Origin of the sequence: Rhizobium sp. LC145 (assembly GCF_001005825.1) — a bacterium.
GTDB lineage: Bacteria > Pseudomonadota > Alphaproteobacteria > Rhizobiales > Rhizobiaceae > Neorhizobium.
In genome coordinates this window covers 1-15,938 of record NZ_LBHV01000004.1, presented here as the reverse complement: position 1 = coordinate 15,938, position 15,938 = coordinate 1, and the positions used below count along the sequence as shown (strand labels likewise).

The 15,938-nt window shown below is 62.1% G+C and carries 15 protein-coding genes; 4 read left to right on the top strand and 11 right to left on the bottom strand.

Going from position 1 to position 15,938, the window contains the following annotated elements:
* Positions 1-145: 145 nt before the first annotated feature.
* The 6 genes from YH62_RS11505 to YH62_RS11480 all read right to left on the bottom strand — a co-directional run bounded on the left by YH62_RS11505 (position 146) and on the right by YH62_RS11480 (position 5,914).
* Positions 146-1,474: an aspartate aminotransferase family protein gene (locus YH62_RS11505; protein WP_046794377.1), complete on the bottom strand. Its 1,329-nt coding sequence runs from the start codon at positions 1,472-1,474 to the stop codon at positions 146-148.
* A 256-nt stretch (positions 1,475-1,730) separates the two neighbouring features.
* Positions 1,731-2,051: a metalloregulator ArsR/SmtB family transcription factor gene (locus tag YH62_RS11500; RefSeq protein WP_046794376.1), complete on the bottom strand. Its 321-nt coding sequence runs from the start codon at positions 2,049-2,051 to the stop codon at positions 1,731-1,733.
* 97 nt (positions 2,052-2,148) lie between these two features.
* The gene (locus YH62_RS11495; protein WP_046794375.1) at positions 2,149-2,898 is read right to left on the bottom strand and encodes a pyridoxamine 5'-phosphate oxidase family protein; all 750 of its coding nucleotides are present in this window, start codon (positions 2,896-2,898) and stop codon (positions 2,149-2,151) included.
* A gap of 100 nt (positions 2,899-2,998) precedes the next feature.
* Positions 2,999-4,045, bottom strand: a complete 1,047-nt coding sequence (gene choV, locus YH62_RS11490; RefSeq protein ID WP_046794374.1) for a choline ABC transporter ATP-binding protein — start codon at positions 4,043-4,045, stop codon at positions 2,999-3,001.
* A complete protein-coding gene (choW, locus tag YH62_RS11485; protein WP_046794373.1) occupies positions 4,042-4,884 on the bottom strand; it encodes a choline ABC transporter permease subunit in 843 nt (280 codons plus the stop codon). The genes choV and choW overlap by 4 nt, the downstream gene beginning before the upstream one ends.
* A 76-nt stretch (positions 4,885-4,960) precedes the next feature.
* Positions 4,961-5,914, bottom strand: a complete 954-nt coding sequence (locus tag YH62_RS11480) for a choline ABC transporter substrate-binding protein (protein ID WP_046794372.1) — start codon at positions 5,912-5,914, stop codon at positions 4,961-4,963.
* Positions 5,915-6,115: 201 nt separating this feature from the next.
* Here YH62_RS11480 and YH62_RS11475 point away from each other — a divergent pair, with 201 nt between their 5' ends.
* From YH62_RS11475 to YH62_RS11465, 3 genes are all read left to right on the top strand, one after another.
* Positions 6,116-6,697: a thymidine kinase gene (locus tag YH62_RS11475; RefSeq protein WP_046794371.1), complete on the top strand. Its 582-nt coding sequence runs from the start codon at positions 6,116-6,118 to the stop codon at positions 6,695-6,697.
* Between the two features lie 72 nt (positions 6,698-6,769).
* A complete protein-coding gene (locus YH62_RS11470; protein WP_046794370.1) occupies positions 6,770-7,669 on the top strand; it encodes a hypothetical protein in 900 nt (299 codons plus the stop codon).
* Between the two features lie 27 nt (positions 7,670-7,696).
* Positions 7,697-8,848, top strand: a complete 1,152-nt coding sequence (locus YH62_RS11465; RefSeq protein WP_046794369.1) for a DUF2333 family protein — start codon at positions 7,697-7,699, stop codon at positions 8,846-8,848.
* A gap of 51 nt (positions 8,849-8,899) precedes the next feature.
* Here the strand turns inward: YH62_RS11465 and YH62_RS11460 are convergent, their stop codons facing one another.
* From YH62_RS11460 to YH62_RS11445, 4 genes are all read right to left on the bottom strand, one after another.
* Positions 8,900-9,367 carry a PAS domain-containing protein gene (locus YH62_RS11460; RefSeq protein WP_245282086.1) on the bottom strand — a complete coding sequence of 156 codons (468 nt, stop codon included), beginning with the start codon at positions 9,365-9,367 and terminating at the stop codon, positions 8,900-8,902.
* Positions 9,368-9,407: 40 nt separating this feature from the next.
* Positions 9,408-10,127 (bottom strand): LuxR family transcriptional regulator, encoded by a 720-nt coding sequence (locus YH62_RS11455; protein WP_046794367.1) that lies wholly within the window; start codon positions 10,125-10,127, stop codon positions 9,408-9,410.
* Between the two features lie 246 nt (positions 10,128-10,373).
* Positions 10,374-10,895, bottom strand: coding sequence for a TIGR00645 family protein (locus YH62_RS11450; RefSeq protein ID WP_082118359.1), 522 nt, complete (start codon positions 10,893-10,895; stop codon positions 10,374-10,376).
* A 148-nt stretch (positions 10,896-11,043) separates the two neighbouring features.
* On the bottom strand, positions 11,044-13,335 hold the full coding sequence (locus tag YH62_RS11445) for a TonB-dependent hemoglobin/transferrin/lactoferrin family receptor (RefSeq protein ID WP_046794366.1): 2,292 nt from the start codon (positions 13,333-13,335) through the stop codon (positions 11,044-11,046).
* A gap of 253 nt (positions 13,336-13,588) precedes the next feature.
* Between YH62_RS11445 and YH62_RS11440 the strand changes: the two genes are divergently transcribed.
* Positions 13,589-15,268, top strand: a complete 1,680-nt coding sequence (locus YH62_RS11440) for a formate--tetrahydrofolate ligase (protein ID WP_046794365.1) — start codon at positions 13,589-13,591, stop codon at positions 15,266-15,268.
* An 81-nt stretch (positions 15,269-15,349) separates the two neighbouring features.
* Here the strand turns inward: YH62_RS11440 and YH62_RS11435 are convergent.
* The coding region (locus tag YH62_RS11435) for an extensin family protein (RefSeq protein ID WP_046794364.1) at positions 15,350-15,938 on the bottom strand (589 nt) is incomplete at its 5' end.

Genomic DNA, 15,938 nt, shown 5'->3' with positions numbered 1-15,938 from the left:
TTCCATGACACATATCCGTCCGGTCAAGTTTGACTTCGAGCGGAACGAAACATTCTTAGGAACTTAGCTGCGATTCCGCAAGAAGTTCGCAGAACGGGACCCGTTTTTGCTAAATTTTGCAAAGAACGGGCCTCGAAAACGCGATTCAAATGCCGTTCGTAAGAATTTCGCGCAGTTTCCCGAAGATTTCGTCGATGTGGTGCTTCTCGACGATCAGCGGCGGCGACATGGCGATGGTGTCGCCCGTCGTGCGGATCAGCAATCCGTCCTCATAGGCCTTCAGGAAAGCGGAGAAGGCGCGCTTGGTCGGCTCGCCGGCGATCGGGTCCAGCTCGATCGCGCCGATCAGGCCGATGTTGCGAACGTCGATGACGTTCGGCACGTCCTTCAGCGAATGCAGGCCTTCTTCCCAATAGGGGGCGATCTCCTTGGCGCGCTCGAACAGCCCTTCTTCCTTGTAGGTCTCGAGCGTCGCGAGCCCGGCCGCAGAAGCGATCGGATTGCCCGAATAGGTATAGCCGTGGAAGAACTCGATGAGATGTTCCGGGCCGTTCATGAAGGCGTCGTGGATTTCGGAGGTGACGAGGACCGCGCCCATGGGGATCACACCGTTGGTGAGGCCCTTGGCGGTGGTCATGATATCGGGCGTCACGCCGAAATACTGCGCGGCGAAGGGTTCGCCCAGACGGCCGAAGCCGGTGATGACCTCGTCGAAGATCAGCAGGATGCCGTGCTTGGTGCAGATATCGCGCAGTTTCTGGAGATAGCCCTTTGGCGGGATCAGCACGCCGGTGGAGCCGGCGACGGGCTCGACGATGACGGCGGCGACGGTCGAAGCGTCGTGGAGCGTGACGATCCGCTCCAGTTCGGAGGCGAGATCGGCGCCATGTTCCGGCTCGCCGCGGGTGAAGGCGTTCTTGCCGGGAAGATGCGTGTGCGGCAGGTGATCGACGCCGGTCAGCAGCGTGCCGAACATCTTGCGGTTGGCGACGATGCCGCCGACGGAAATGCCGCCGAAATTGACGCCGTGATAGCCGCGCTCGCGGCCGATCAGACGGAAGCGGGAACCGTTGCCCTTGGCGCGGTGATAGGCAAGCGCCACCTTGAGCGCCGTATCCACCGATTCCGAGCCGGAATTGGTGTAGAGCACGTGGTTAAGGCCTTCCGGCGCGATATCGACCAGGCGATTGGCAAGCTCGAAGGCCTTCGGATGGCCGAGCTGGAAGGCGGGCGCATAGTCGAGTTCGCCCGCCTGTTCGCGGATCGCCTCGGTGATCTTCGGGCGGCAGTGCCCGGCATTCACGCACCAGAGGCCCGCCGTCGCATCGAGTACCTGGCGGCCGTCATGGGTGGTATAGTGCATGTCCTTGGCGCTCACGAAGAGGCGCGGTTCCTTCTTGAACTGGCGGTTTGCCGTAAACGGCATCCAGAACGCCCTGAGATCATTGGGCGTGGTGTTGAGGCGGTTGGACATGCTGTTCTCCGTAGCCCTTCCGGGGAGGGCATTTCCCCCATCAGCCGCTGCGCGCGGTTTTGACTATACGGTCAAATTATCAGCGGCTTTCGGGCCGTCAACCGGACAAATTGCGAAGTTTCCGGGAGAAAAAGCGGCATGCGCCGCGGGCAAACCCGTGGGATAAGACCGAACGGGGAGACAAAAGACAACGGCCTCCGGCAACGCGTGCCGGAGGCCGTTCTACAGGATGGGCGCTTGCCTTACCAAGCGGCGGTCAGGCCGCCTCGGATTTCTTCTGCTCAGGCGCGCAATAAATCTCTTCGAGCGTCCGAAGTATCTTCAACACCGGTTCCGATGAGCTGGAGTAATAGATCGTCTGGGCGTCACGCCGGGTCTTCACCAGCTTCTGCGCGCGCAGCTTGGAAAGGTGCTGCGACAGCGCGGACTGGCTCAGGCCGACCCGGGTTGCCAGAGCGCCGACTGCAACCTCGCCCTGTACCAGGCAGCAGAGAATCATCAGCCTTTTCGGATTCGCCATAGCAGACAACAGGCCAGCAGCGGCCGTCGAATGCTCGGATAGTGTCATGGTGTCCATATGTTTGTTCTTCCCCTAGAAGCGGGCACCCGCTTCAAAAATCGCCCCAGCCTGAACGGGCAAAAAGTTAACAGGAGGCGGCTTGGGTTGTACATCCCTAATTTTCGGGTAATGGTATTACTTTAGCGACATTTGAAATACAATCAAAGACAATTCCTGGTGAAGCGGCGGGGGTTGCGAACTCGTGCCTGAAGTGCAGATCGCCGCCGACGAGATCGACGCCGGACCGGTCGACACCCGCGAAGCGCCAGGGCCTTCCCTTTTCAGCTCCCCATTGTTCGGCACACAGGGCGGCGGCTTCCGCCATCTCCTTCAAGCGGTCCTGCAATTCCAGCCATTCCCGGCCGTTTCCCGGCTCCTCGATCAGCAGATCGGAGCCTGCCAGAACGTAGGCGCGCCCGAAGCCGCCGTTCAAGGAAGCGGTTTGCGGGAGCAGGCGGAAGAAGCGGAAATCCGGAAAATCCACATAGAGGGAGGCTTTCGGGTGCCGGCCCAGGAAGCGGTGGCGGATGCGGGCATGATCCTCCGTGTCGCGCTCGACGGTGTCGGCACGGCATTGGAGGGTGATTCTCGGGTGCGCCAGCGGATCGCCCTTGCCGGGCTCCCCGGCCAGCAGCGAGCAGCGCGGATCGGCGGCGAGCCCCTTGGTATGGCCGGAAAGCGCGGAAACCAGGATCACCGGCACGCCGTCGAAATCCGTGGCCGTGAGCGCGCGGCTGACGGAGGGAAAGCCGGTTTCGGGATCGATGACGCCAAGCGCCATGAAGCGCGCGCCGCGCACCAGCAGGCGCGCCAGACGGCGAGCCTCGTCGTCGGTTTCGCGCAGGACCTGCGGTTTGTCTGCCATCAGTCGCTCCCTGAATGTAACAGGGCCGATCGCTCGGCGCCTCTCAAGCGGCGTGGATAGCACCGGCCGGGGCAGGGGGGAAGCCGAACCTCCTTCGATCTCAGCGCCGTCGGTGGCGCGTGAGGCCCGCGATGATCTCCTCGGCGGAAATGGTGCCCACGACCGAACCGTTATCGACCACGCCGACGGCGCCCGGCTGGCGCGAAAGCGCATCCAGGATATCGACGAGCGGTGTGTCGCGCCGCGCGGTTGCCGTGACGCCGGCGGCGCCGGAGGCACTGGTGACGCCGGCGCGCATGACGTCTCCGGCGGTCAGCATGCTGATCGGGTTCATGTGTTGCACGAAATCGGCGACATACTGGTCGGCGGGCGCCCGGACGATTTCCTGCGGCGTGCCGCACTGGATGATGCGCCCGCTCTCCATGATGGCGATGCGGTTGCCGATCCGGAAGGCTTCGTCGAGATCGTGACTGACGAAGAGGATGGTCTTCTTCAGACGCCGCTGGAATTCAAGGAGTTCATCCTGAAGGCGGGTGCGAATGAGGGGATCGAGCGCGGAGAAAGGCTCGTCCATGAGCAGGATGGGCGCGCCGGTGGCGAAGGCGCGGGCAAGGCCGACGCGCTGCTGCATGCCGCCTGAAAGCTCGCCCACCTTGCGGCCGGACCATTGCGTTAGGTTGACCAGTTCGAGCTGTTCGCCGACACGCGTCTTTCGTTCCGCGTCGGAGACGCCCGCCAGTTCAAGGCCGAAGCCGACGTTTTCCGCGACCGTGCGCCAGGGCAGGAGCCCGAACTGCTGGAACACCATGGATACGGTATGCATGCGCAGGTGGCGCAGCGCCTTGGCGCTTGCCTTGTAGGGATCGACCGGGCCGGAGGGCGTTGAAACGCTGACGCTGCCGCGAACGACCGGGGCGAGCCCGTTGACGGCGCGCAGCAGGGTCGATTTGCCGGAACCGGAAAGGCCCATCAGCACCAGGATTTCGCCTTCCCGGATGGAGAGCGAGGCATTTGCGACGCCGAGCACGATGCCGGTGGCGGCGCTGATCTCGTCGCGGGTCTTGCCCTGGTCCACCAGCGGGAGCGCCTGTTCCGGATTGTTGCCGAAGACGATATCGACATTGCCGAAGGTCACCGCGTCGCTCATGCGCCTTCTCCCTTCGATGTGCGGAACATCCGGTCGAGGATGATCGCCAGGATGACGATGCACAGCCCCGCCTCGAAGCCGCGGGCGATGTTGACGGTGTTGAGCGCGCGTACCACGGGCACGCCGAGACCGTTGGCGCCGACGAGCGCGGCGATGACCACCATAGACAAGGAGAGCATGATGGTCTGCGTGAGACCCGCCATGATCTGCGGCATGGCAAAGGGCAGTTCCACCTTCCGCAGCACCTGGCCGGGCGTGGCGCCGAAGGCAACCGCCGCCTCAGTAAGTGCCTCCGGTGTGGAGACGATGCCGAGGCGGGTGAGGCGGATCGGCGCGGCGATGGCGAAGATCGCGGGGGCGATCAGGCCCGGCACCATGCCGAGGCCGAAGAGGATGAGGGCGGGGATCAGGTAGACGAAGGTCGGGATCGTCTGCATGAGATCGAGGATCGGCCTCATGATCCCGTAGATCCATTCGCGGCGAGCGGCCGCGATGCCGAGGGGCACGCCGACCGCCATGCAGACGGCGGTCGAGGCGAGCACCAGCGCCAGTGTCTCCGTCGTCTCCTTCCAGTAACCCTGGTTGATGATGACGAGCAGGCCGAAGAAGGTGAAGAGCGCTGCGCCCACGGAGCGGCGCAGCAGCCAGGAGAGGCCTGTCATCAGCACCACGACGATCAGCGGATGCGGAAACTGCAGGATGAAGAGCAGGCCATTGATGACGGCGGACAGGACCGACGACAGCCAGTCGAAGAACCAGTCGCCGTTCGCCGTCAGCCAATCCACGAAGGACTTGGCCCAGGGCCCGATGGGAATGCGGTATTCGGTCAGCCAATTCACTGAAGACACGTCCGCTCAAGAAAGGAAGATAGGGCGAGGGTCCGGGGCGGTGGCCGCCCCGGCATTCGATCGGCCGTCAGAGGCCGAGTTTGGACTTGACGGCGGCAAGGCCGTCCTGGCCATCGCGGGTGGTGACGCCGGCAAGCCAGGGCTCGACGGCCGAGCCGTTGGCCTTCAGCCATTCGGTGGCGGCCGCTTCCGGCTCCTTGCCGTCGTTCAATATGCCGCCCATGATTTCGTTTTCCATGGGGAGCGAGAACTTCAGGTTCTTGATGAACGTGCCGACATTCGGACACTCTTCGGTGTAGCCGGCGCGGACATTGGTATAGACCTCGGCGCCGCCGAAATTCGGTCCGAAGACCTCATCGCCGCCGGAAAGATAGGTGAGCTTGAAATTGGCGTTCATCGGATGGGGCTCCCAGCCGAGGAAGACCACCGGCTCGCCGCTCTTGTCGGCGCGCGCCACCTGAGCCAGCATGCCCTGCTCGGAGGATTCCACCACTTCGAAATCGCCGAGATTGAAAGTGCCCTTTTCCACCATGTCGAGAATCAGCCGGTTGCCGTCATTGCCCGGCTCGATGCCGTAGATCTTGCCGCCGAGCTCTTCCTTATGGGCGGCGATATCCTTGAAGTCCTTGATGCCGAGTTCGGCACCCTTGGCATTGGTGGCGAGCGTATATTTCGCGCCGACCAGATTGGGGCCGTAGGACTCGACAGACTTGTCGTTGAGATAGGGGCGCACATCCGCTTCCTGCGTCGGCATCCAGTTGCCGAGGAAGACGTCGATATCCTTGTTTTTCAGGGAGCTGTAGGTGACCGGCACGGAAAGAACCTTCACGTCGGTCTCGTAGCCGAGAGCCTTCAGAAGCGCCGTCGCCGTGGCCGTCGTCGCCGTGATATCGGTCCAGCCGACATCCGAGAACCGGACGGAGCCGCAAGCTTCCGGTTCCGCTGCAGACGCGGCGCCGCCCAGGACCAGGGCGGAGACGGCGGCTGCGAGCGTGATCTTCAACGTTTTCGTCATGCGCATGATGCGGCTCCCTTTTTTATGTTCCCTGGCCATTATCAATATATGCTGAAATCAGGCAAGCGCGCGCATTCGCGGCGTGCGATCACTGCGATTTGCGACATTTTCGATGATCGGCCTATTGGGGGATGAGGTCGAGCGGAAATCTGTGGTTATCGCCACAAGCTTCTTTTCTCCCTGCCCAGCGCGTTTCAGAAGACGGACATGGCCAAGCTCTATTTCCATTACGCGACGATGAATGCAGGCAAGTCCACCATGCTCCTGCAGGCATCCTACAATTACCAGGAGCGCGGGATGCGCACCGCGATCTTCATCGCGGCTGTTGACGACCGGGCAGGCGCCGGCCGTGTCGCCTCGCGGATCGGGCTTTCCTCCGACGCCACTCCCTTCAAGGCGGCCGACAACCTGTTCGAGATCATCGCCGGCATGCACAATGAGGAGCCGATCGCCTGCGTTTTCGTGGACGAGGCGCAGTTCCTTTCTCCCGAACAGGTATGGCAGCTTGCGCGAATCACCGACCGGATCGGCATACCGGTGATGGCCTACGGGCTGCGGACGGATTTCCAGGGGAAACTCTTTCCGGGCTCGCTGGAACTGTTGGCGATCGCCGACGAGCTGCGCGAGGTGCGCACCATTTGCTTTTGCGGGCGCAAGGCCACCATGGTGGTGCGGGTCGACGAAGCGGGCGAGGTGGTGCGCGAAGGCGCCCAGGTGGAGGTGGGCGGCAACGAGAAATATGTCTCGCTCTGCCGGCGCCATTGGGAAGAGAAGATGCGCTGCGACTGAGCGGCTCGGCGGAAAAATCGCCGTGGCAAATTCCCGAAACGGCTTTATCTATTGGCCGAGAGGACGAGGGGCATGGCAGGGCAATCGGCGGGCGACAGCGAGATCGAGGCTATCGGCGAGCTTCTCGCCGGAGTGCGCGAGGCTGTGGGCCAATCCGCGTCGGCGTTTGCCAAGGCCGCCGACAAGTTCCGCGTGGCGGACGAGGCGATGCTTGCCGCCGAGGAGGGGCGCATTGCCGAAATCCTGAAGCATGAACGGGAGGCCGAAGCGCGGCTTGCCCGGCTGACCGCCCGGCTTTCCCATATTCTGGACCGGAGCCTTGCCGCTTACGAAAACCGCGATACGCCGAACCGCTACGAACGGTATCTCGCAATCCTTTCCCCGAACGCCGCGCACCGCGCGCGGGAGAGGCGCTGGCGGCAGCTTTCGCTGGAGCACGGGATCGAGACATGTCTTGCCGAGCTGGACATGCTCTTCGGGCTGGTTGAGGAGCATCGACAATTCCTCATCGAACGCCGGAACGCTTCCGAAGCGGACTTGACCCGCTTCATCGACCGCCGCGGCGAAGCGCTGGAAGCCCTGCTGCAGGCGGATGAGGATGCCGGCTCAAGGCCGCAGGCAGCCGCCGTCTTCGCCCGGTTCGCCGGGCTGTTCCAGAGCTTTCTCGACGCCGTGAATGAAAGCATGGGCGCGGCCAATGTGCTCATCAACAAGCTTACGATCGAAACGGAGCGCGCCCTGGTGCTTCGGGACGCTCTGCGGCCGGCCGCGAATCAGACCTTGCCATCTTCGACAGGGGCCGCCGGCTCGTGGCCGCATATCGTGCCGCTCGTGGCGCTTTCGGAAAAAGGCATGCTTTCGATCGGCGAGATCGAGCGCCGACGAAACCTGATCGATCAGGCTTTTCACAGCCGTTTCGACGCCTGCCTCGACAAGCTTACCTCGACAAGGGCGTCGCGGCCCATTACCTGAAGGTGCAGGACCAACCAGGGGCAATCCATGCTGGATTCGATAAAGCAGTTTTTCGGACGGGTTTTCGAGGCGATCGGACGAGGGTTCGGGCTGCTGTTCGCATGGCTCGGCTGGCCTTTCCTGGCGGCGCGCGGGTGGTATGCCCGGCGGCACTGGATGGTGAAGGGGCCGATCCTGGCGGCGCTCGTGCTGCTCGTCGGCCTTTACGGCTATTTCTTCGTCCAGACCCAGATCTGGACGGGCTTCAACCCGAACTTCGTCGAGAACTACCGCTTTTCGGAACGAACGGTGCCCGCCGGGCTGGAGCTGACGACACCGGCTCCGGCAAGCCCGGACGCACCGGCCGCCGCAACGCCCGCGGCCAAGCAGTGCCAATCCTCCGGGATCGTCGACGTGGTGGCGGACCTAACCGACGTCAACGTCAACCAGAATGCCTGGATATCCTCGATGGTACTCTACCGGCTGGGCTTCTTCGGCATCGACTGGGATAATACGCCCTTCCTCGACAACAAGGCCTCCTTCCAGCGCGGCGTAAACCAGGTGGTGCGCCGCACCGCCGTGGAGCTTGTCGATACGCTCGGCCGCGTGCGGGGTACGTCGGGGGTCAACAAGGACCTGCAGGATGCGCGCGGCAACCTGCAGTTCGACGAATATTCCTGGTATTTCGGGCTTGATCCGTTCGGGCCGAAGACGCCGACGCCGAGCTACTACCGCAGCGCCATAGAGCAGCTTCGCAAGTTCAACCGCGATCTCGCCACCTGCAACGCCACCTTCGACAGCCGCGCCGACAACCTCATCCAGTTCATCGACCGGATCGCCAACGATCTCGGCGGAACCTCGGCCATCCTGCGGGAGCGCTCCGAGCATTACAATGGCGGTTGGTTCGATACCCGCGCCGACGACCGCTTCTGGTTCGCTTACGGCCAGCTCTACGGGTATTACGCGGTGCTTTCGGCGGCAGGCGCCGATTTCAGCCAGGTCATTCGCGAGCGCAATCTTGGCCCGCTCTGGACCGAGACGCTGGCGCAGTTCCAGGCGGCGCTGCGCATCCAGCCGGCGATCATCTCGAACGGCCGGGAGGACGGCTGGATCATGCCGACGCATCTTGCGACCATGGGCTTCTACATCCTGCGCGCCCGGTCAAACCTGGTGGAAGTGCGCTCCGTGCTGGATCGATAGGTTGACGGAGCCGGGAGCCGGGTGCGTGCTGCATCCGGCCCCGGCGCTCGCTCAATCATCCATCGGCGCGTCATCCAGGAAGAAGCTGACGCCCGGCCGCCGCTCGAAGAATTCGTAGGTGATGCCGACGACCTCTCCGGCGGTGCCGGGCCTTTCCCGGTACTTGCCGACCGTGCGGACGTATTTGTAACCGTCTGCATTGTTCCTGACCCGGTAGATATTGTGGTAGGTCAGCCGGCCGGCGCTTGCCCGCTCGAAGGTTTCCATCAGGAGCGGCATGTCGTCGGGATGGATGCGCGCGCCGACGGCCACGAGATTCATCGGGCCGTCATGCGGATCGAGACCGAAGATGTGACTGATGTCCTCGGTGCCGAAGAGGTGGCCGCTATCGATATCGAAGCGCCAGAAGCCGAACGGCCGGAACGCCGTGGCAAGTTCCACAACCTCCGCATCGCTCAAACCGACAGCTTCATTCTGTCTGTTCTTTGTTCCCCGGGTGAACTCAAGCCATAATGGCAATCGATATCTCCCCATCGGCCGGGGTATACTTCCCCGATCCTTATACGATCAGTTTCAACCTGATCGCCTTTGCTACCAATTGCGTGCGATTCACGCAATCCATCTTCTTGATCGCATTGGTCATATAGGCATTCACCGTATGATCGGAGAGCGACAGGATACGGCCGATCTCAACGGAAGTCTTCCCTTGCGCGGTCCAGCGGACGACTTCGAGTTCGCGGCTGCTCAACAGGCCCGAAACATTCGCGCGGCTGCTGCGGCGAATCCGATCGAAAACATCGAAGGCCTGCAGGGAGAGCATGGTGAGCTCGTTGATTTCCACCTGCCTCGGAAGCCGGCGAGACCCGGCGAAATGCAGCGCGAAACGCTCGCCGTCCACCGAGGTCAGCCCCATTGCGAGATGCGTGGGCATGCCGAAGCGGTGCTGCAGTTCGACTATCGGCTCCGGAATGGCGAGATCGTCATTCTTCTCGTCGATCGACCAGCAGAAGGGGACGCCGGATTCTGTGAGCCTGCGGACGGCCGGCGACCTGCGCAGCAAGCGCTGACGGTCGAATTCCTTCAGATAATCTTCCGGGAGGTTCGTCTCGATGAGCAGCGGAGACAACAGCATCTCATCACGGCGCGGCGCCTTGAATACCGTTACGTGATCGAACGAGAATTCAAAAGCTATCCGCTTCCAAGCAGCAAGTATGCCGACCCGGGAGTCGGCAGCGGAAATCTCGCTGCTGAGGATCGTCTGCCGTTCGAGGGATATCATCTAGCCTAAAACTGATATGCATTTATGTTATCCTTAACAAATATATTATTTGTCCCCGATAGCCAGCGGAATTTACCTTAGAACTGCAGGCTCCACGAAATTGTGATAAATAATCACCTTTGATTTTGCCGCCAACAGCTTCGGGATCGTCCTGGTCATTTTCCGTTTGATCCATCTTCTGGCGAAGCAGTCAGAAAAAAAGCCCGGCATGGCAGGGCTTTACAGCTTTAAAGAATATCGGAAGAGCTAGATTTTGTCGGCGTCCTTGCTGCCCTTGGCCTTCGCCATGATTTGTTCCAGCCAGCCGAGCATGACGGCGGAAACCACGAAGGCGAGGTGTATGATGGTGTACCACATCAGCTTCGCATCGCTGTACTGGTTGGCATTGAGGAAGATCTGCAGCAGGTGGATCGAAGAGATCGCCACGATCGAGGAGGCGACCTTGATCTTCAGGCTGCCGGCATCGAGCTTGCCGAGGAAGGAAACGTCGGCTTCCGTCTCGTCGAAGCGGCTGACGAAGTTCTCGTATCCCGAGATCATCACCATCACGATGAGGCTTGCGACGAGTGCGGCATCGATGAGGCCGAGCATGGCGAGGATCATATCGGCCTCGTCGGCCGAGAACACGTTCTGCGCCACCTTCACGAATTTCAGTGCGAAGGACAGCGCATAGACAGCCAGCGCCGCCACGAGGCCGAGATAGAAGGCGACAAGAATCCAGCGGCTTGAAAGAATGATCTTCTCGACCAGCAGTTCCAGCGATTTCATCGATTTTCCCTTGTTGATGTCATGCAAGCCCTCGTTTTCGGGGCCGCAGCCTCTTAATCGGCGATCGTGACGGGGGCAAGACATGGCCGGCAACGCAAAACGCCGCATCGGAGGAGATGCAGCGTTCGGCTTTGCATGAAGAAGCTGCTTAGAACTTCTTGGTGATGGATACGCGGAAGGAACGTCCGGCTTCGCTGTAGAAATCGCGGCTTGCAAGCGAGGTGCTGTCCGGCACGCTGACAGCGTCCCAATACTTCTTGTCGAAGATGTTGAAGACGCCGGCCTGTACCTTGAGGCCGGAGACGTCGATATCGCCGATCCGCTCGGGGGCCCACCAGATGGTGGCGTCTACGATGCCGTAGCCGGGGGCCTTGAAGCCGGTGCCGCTCACCTTGTTTCGGGCGCCCGCCATGGTCAGCGAGACGTCGGTTCCCCAGGTCTCGGTGAAATAGCCGAGCCCAACGATGGCGCGCAGCGGAGCCACGGAATTCAGGTATTCGTCCGTATCGGTGTTCTTGCCATGGGTCCAGGCGAGCGAACCCCAGGTGCGCCAATTCTCCTGGAAACGCCACTCGCCGCTGAGCTCGATGCCGTAGATCTGCACCCGATCGAGGTTGTCATAGCTGGTCACGCCGCCGATCGGATATTCGCCGCCAGGAGGGGCGAGCATCACCGTGTCGATGAAGTTACGGTAGTAATTGTTGAAGACGGTCGCGGATACGGCATAGTCGGTCGCCGCATAGCGCGCGCCGATCTCAAATCCGTTGCTGGTTTCAGTCTCAAGCTCCGGATTGCCGACCCGTGCGTAGGAGCCTGGTGCGCCGTAATTCTGATAGAGTTCCAGCACTGTCGGCGCGCGGAAGCCCCGTGCGTACTGGGCGTAAAGCTCCAGCTCAGGGGTTGCCTTCCACGAGGCGCGGAGTTTCGGCGAGACGCCGAAATCGTCCGTCGACTGCAGGTAAGCGGTATCGAAGTTCGGGCTGTCCTCGTAGGCGGCCGTGGATTTCGGATCGTGCCTGTACCAGTCGAAGCGGACGCCGGGGGTGATCGTCAGGCGATCATCCATGAACTTGATGTCGTCTTCCACATAGAAGCCGAAGGCAACACTATCGACATCCGGCATGTCGGATGCGTTCGAATGCAGCATGCGGCAAGACTGCGGGCCGAAAGGCATCGGGATAGTCGACCAGTCGGCATCCGGGCAATTATCCTGGCCCCAAGAATATTGATGAGTATCCTGCCAGTAAAGTTCGCCACCGAAGCGGAATTCGTGCGCTACGCCGCCAAGCTCGACCTCCTTCGAGGCGTTGCCGGTGATGCCATAGGAGGTCTGCTCCAGCATGTTGTCGCGCTTGTAAACACCGAATGGACGGCCGTAGAAGAAGGGGTCGCCTGGGATAATTCTGCCAAGTGCGCTGGGAATGCGGAAACCATCGGTCGTGTTGTTCAGGCGCTCCTTCTGCCAATAGGCGGTGATGCTTGCCTGATCGACCCAATCGGTGCCATCCGGCGAGATGAAGTCATAGGAGCCGGAAATGCGCTTGCGGTTGACGTCTTCGCCGCTTTTGAGCGAGCCTGCCCGATAGCTGCTCGTCGAGCCGCGCATGTTGTCGATGTCTTCATCGCGGTCGTAGATTTCGCCGGTGAGGCCGAAGCGGTGGCCGCCTTCGAGGTATTGGTGAAATTTGACGAGCAGGTTCTTCTGCACGAAGTCGGCGGGGTTGGCTTCCGTACGGGTCGTGCCGTAACCACCGATCTCGCCCTTATTGTCCATCTCATGGCCCTTCTTGTAGCCGCCTTGGACGAGGAGCCAGCTATCATTGAAGTGCCCGGCCACCGCGGCATTGCCGCCGACGCTCTGATCGGCGCTGTCATAGGTCGTCTTGGCCAGCGCGCCGTAGGACTTGCCGTCCTCGATCAGGTCTTCCGGATTGAGCGTGCGCAGTTCGACGACCCCGCCGAGTGCGCCGGAGCCGAAGCGGCTGGAATCGGCGCCCTTGGTGATATCCACCGCCGAGAGGCTATCGAAATCGAACGAGTTTACACCGCCCCTGGCGCTATCCCGCGGGTCGGTCAGCCACGGAAGACGGATTCCGTCGATGGTGGTCAAAACCCGGTTATCCTGCAGGCCGCGCATGTTGATGCTGTTGGTGTTGCTGTTGAAATTCACGCCTGCATCGACGCGCCGGGCGAAATCCTTGAAGTCCGTGACCATGCGCTGCTCGAGTTTGGGACGCTCGGTCGTCTGGGTCTGCGGCGCGGCCCCGACGCGGCCCTGCTTCGTCGCCTGGACATTGATCGTTTCGAGAACGGTACCCTGAGCAGCGGGCGCCTCGTTCGTGGTTGCCTGTTGCGCGATGGCCGGACCTGAGACGGATAGCAAGACGGCAATGGCCGTTCCGTTCAGCAGGCGCGCGTGCGACGATAATCCCCAGCCCATAAGTCCCTCAAAAATTGGATTGTGCCAGCTTCGCGGAGGTGCGGCGTGGCACGACAGTTTCGATTGTCTCTCCGCGGAAGCGGAGGCAGCTTCGGGAGTTAATTAATCTTGGGTATTCTAGTCAAGTTTGAATCTGACAAAATTAGTCAAGTTAATGAATGTGGTTGAAATGCAACACTTCAATCGAGCGGAAGCTATTCACACTCCGGAACTCCTCCGATATTCAGAAGCGATCAGCGGAGGGCGCAGCAGCATGGCGGAGGTGAAGTCGGACATCGAGATCGCGCGGGCGGCGCAGAAGCGGCCGATCGTGGAGATCGGCGCGAAGCTCGGCATTCCCGCGAGCGAACTGGCGCCTTACGGGCACGACAAGGCGAAGGTCGGCGCCGGGTTCATCGCCTCGCTTGCCGATAAGCCGGACGGCAAGCTGATCCTCGTCACCGCCATCAATCCGACGCCGGCCGGCGAGGGCAAGACCACGACGACGGTGGGGCTCGGCGATGGCCTCAACCGCATCGGCAAGCGCGCCATCGTCTGCGTGCGCGAACCTTCGCTCGGGCCCTGTTTCGGGGTGAAGGGCGGGGCGGCCGGCGGCGGTTATGCGCAGGTGGTGCCGATGGAGGACATCAATCTCCACTTCACCGGCGATTTCCATGCGATCACCGCCGCCCACAATCTGCTGGCGGCGATGATCGACAACCATATCTACTGGGGCAATGCGCTCGATATCGACGTGCGCCGCATTCCCTGGCGGCGGGTGATGGACATGAACGACCGGGCGCTTCGCGAAGTGGTCGCCTCGCTCGGCGGCGTCGCCAACGGCTTTCCGCGGGAGGGCGGCTTCGACATCACCGTCGCCTCGGAGGTGATGGCGATCCTCTGCCTCGCTTCCGACCTTCGCGATCTGGAACGCCGGCTCGGCGACATCATCATCGGCTACCGACGCGACCGCACGCCGGTCTTCGCGCGCGACCTCAAGGCGGATGGCGCGATGACCGTGCTGCTCAAGGACGCCATGCAGCCGAACCTCGTGCAGACGTTGGAGAACAACCCCGCCTTCGTGCATGGCGGGCCTTTCGCCAATATCGCGCATGGCTGCAATTCGGTGATCGCCACCAAGACGGCGTTGAAGCTCGGCGAATACGTGGTAACGGAGGCGGGCTTCGGCGCCGATCTCGGCGCGGAAAAATTCTTCGACATCAAGTGCCGCAAGGCCGGCCTGAAGCCGGATGCGGCGGTGATCGTCGCGACCGTCCGCGCGCTGAAGATGAATGGCGGCGTGAAGAAGGAGGATTTGGGCCAGGAGAATGTCGAGGCGCTTGTCCGGGGTTCATCCAATCTCGGCCGGCATATCGCGAACGTGCGAAAGTTCGGCGTTCCGGTGGTCGTCGCGATCAACCATTTCACCTCCGACACGCAGGCCGAGGTGGATGCGGTGATGGACTATGTCGCGCGACATGGCGCGGAGGCGATCCTCTGCCGCCATTGGGCGGAGGGCTCGGCCGGTATCGAGGAACTCGCCTGGAAGGTGGTGGAGCTTGCCGAGGGCGGGCAGGCGAAATTCCAGCCGCTCTATCCCGACAGTCTTTCGCTGATGGAGAAGATCGAGACGATCGCCACGAAAATCTACCATGCGGGCGAGGTAACGGCCGACAAGGCGGTGCGCGACCAGCTCGCGACATGGGAGGAGCAGGGCTACGGCCATCTGCCGGTCTGCATGGCCAAGACGCAGTATTCCTTCTCCACCGATCCCAACCTGCGCGGCGCGCCGGAGGGGCATATCGTGCCGGTGCGCGAGGTTCGGCTTTCGGCGGGCGCCGGCTTCGTGGGGGGCATCACCGGCGGGATCATGACCATGCCCGGCCTGCCGCGCGTTCCTTCCGCCGAACGGATTTTCCTGAACGGCGATGGGTATGTGGAAGGGCTGTTTTGAGGTTGGACACTTACCGGCTCCGCCCCCCTCATCCGGTCCTTCGGACCACCTTCTCCCCGGCGGGGAGAAGGTAAGTAAACCTCACCGGCAATAACGATACCCGTTCTTCCGCTCCAGCACGTCGAGATGCAGGTGGTCCTGGTGAGCGGCGTCGCTGCCGGGAGAAAGCACGGTGGTGAAATGCAGGCAGGCGCCGGCCGTGGCGGTGCGCTGGAAGGCGCCTTCCATGGTGGAATCCTCCGCGCGCGGCTTCATCTCCAGCGTCTCGCCATTGTCGAGCTTGAAGGCGGCGACATCGATGGCGTTGCCGCGTGCGTGCTCGGAGATCTTGCCCGTGGAGGCCCCGTTGCGCAGCCGGCAGTCATAGGTCGAGCCCGGCACGATGCCGGCGATCCTGCGACCCGGCATGGCGATGTTCAAGGCCGGCTGGACGGTATCTTTCAGCCAGTGGGCCATAGCGAGCGCCGTCTTGCAGCGCATCGCCGCGCCGCCCAGCGCGATGCCGGGAAGCGCCTCGGAAACCTCGATGGGCTGCCTGATACCGCAGCCCTTGCCGTCGTCAATGGGCTCAGCAGTCCGGAATTTGGCGCCGAGCGCGGTGAGTTCCGCCAGGCAGGCCTTGAGTTTTTCGGGGTCCTCCTCTTCGAGCGGCGGAGGAGGGGGCGGTCTT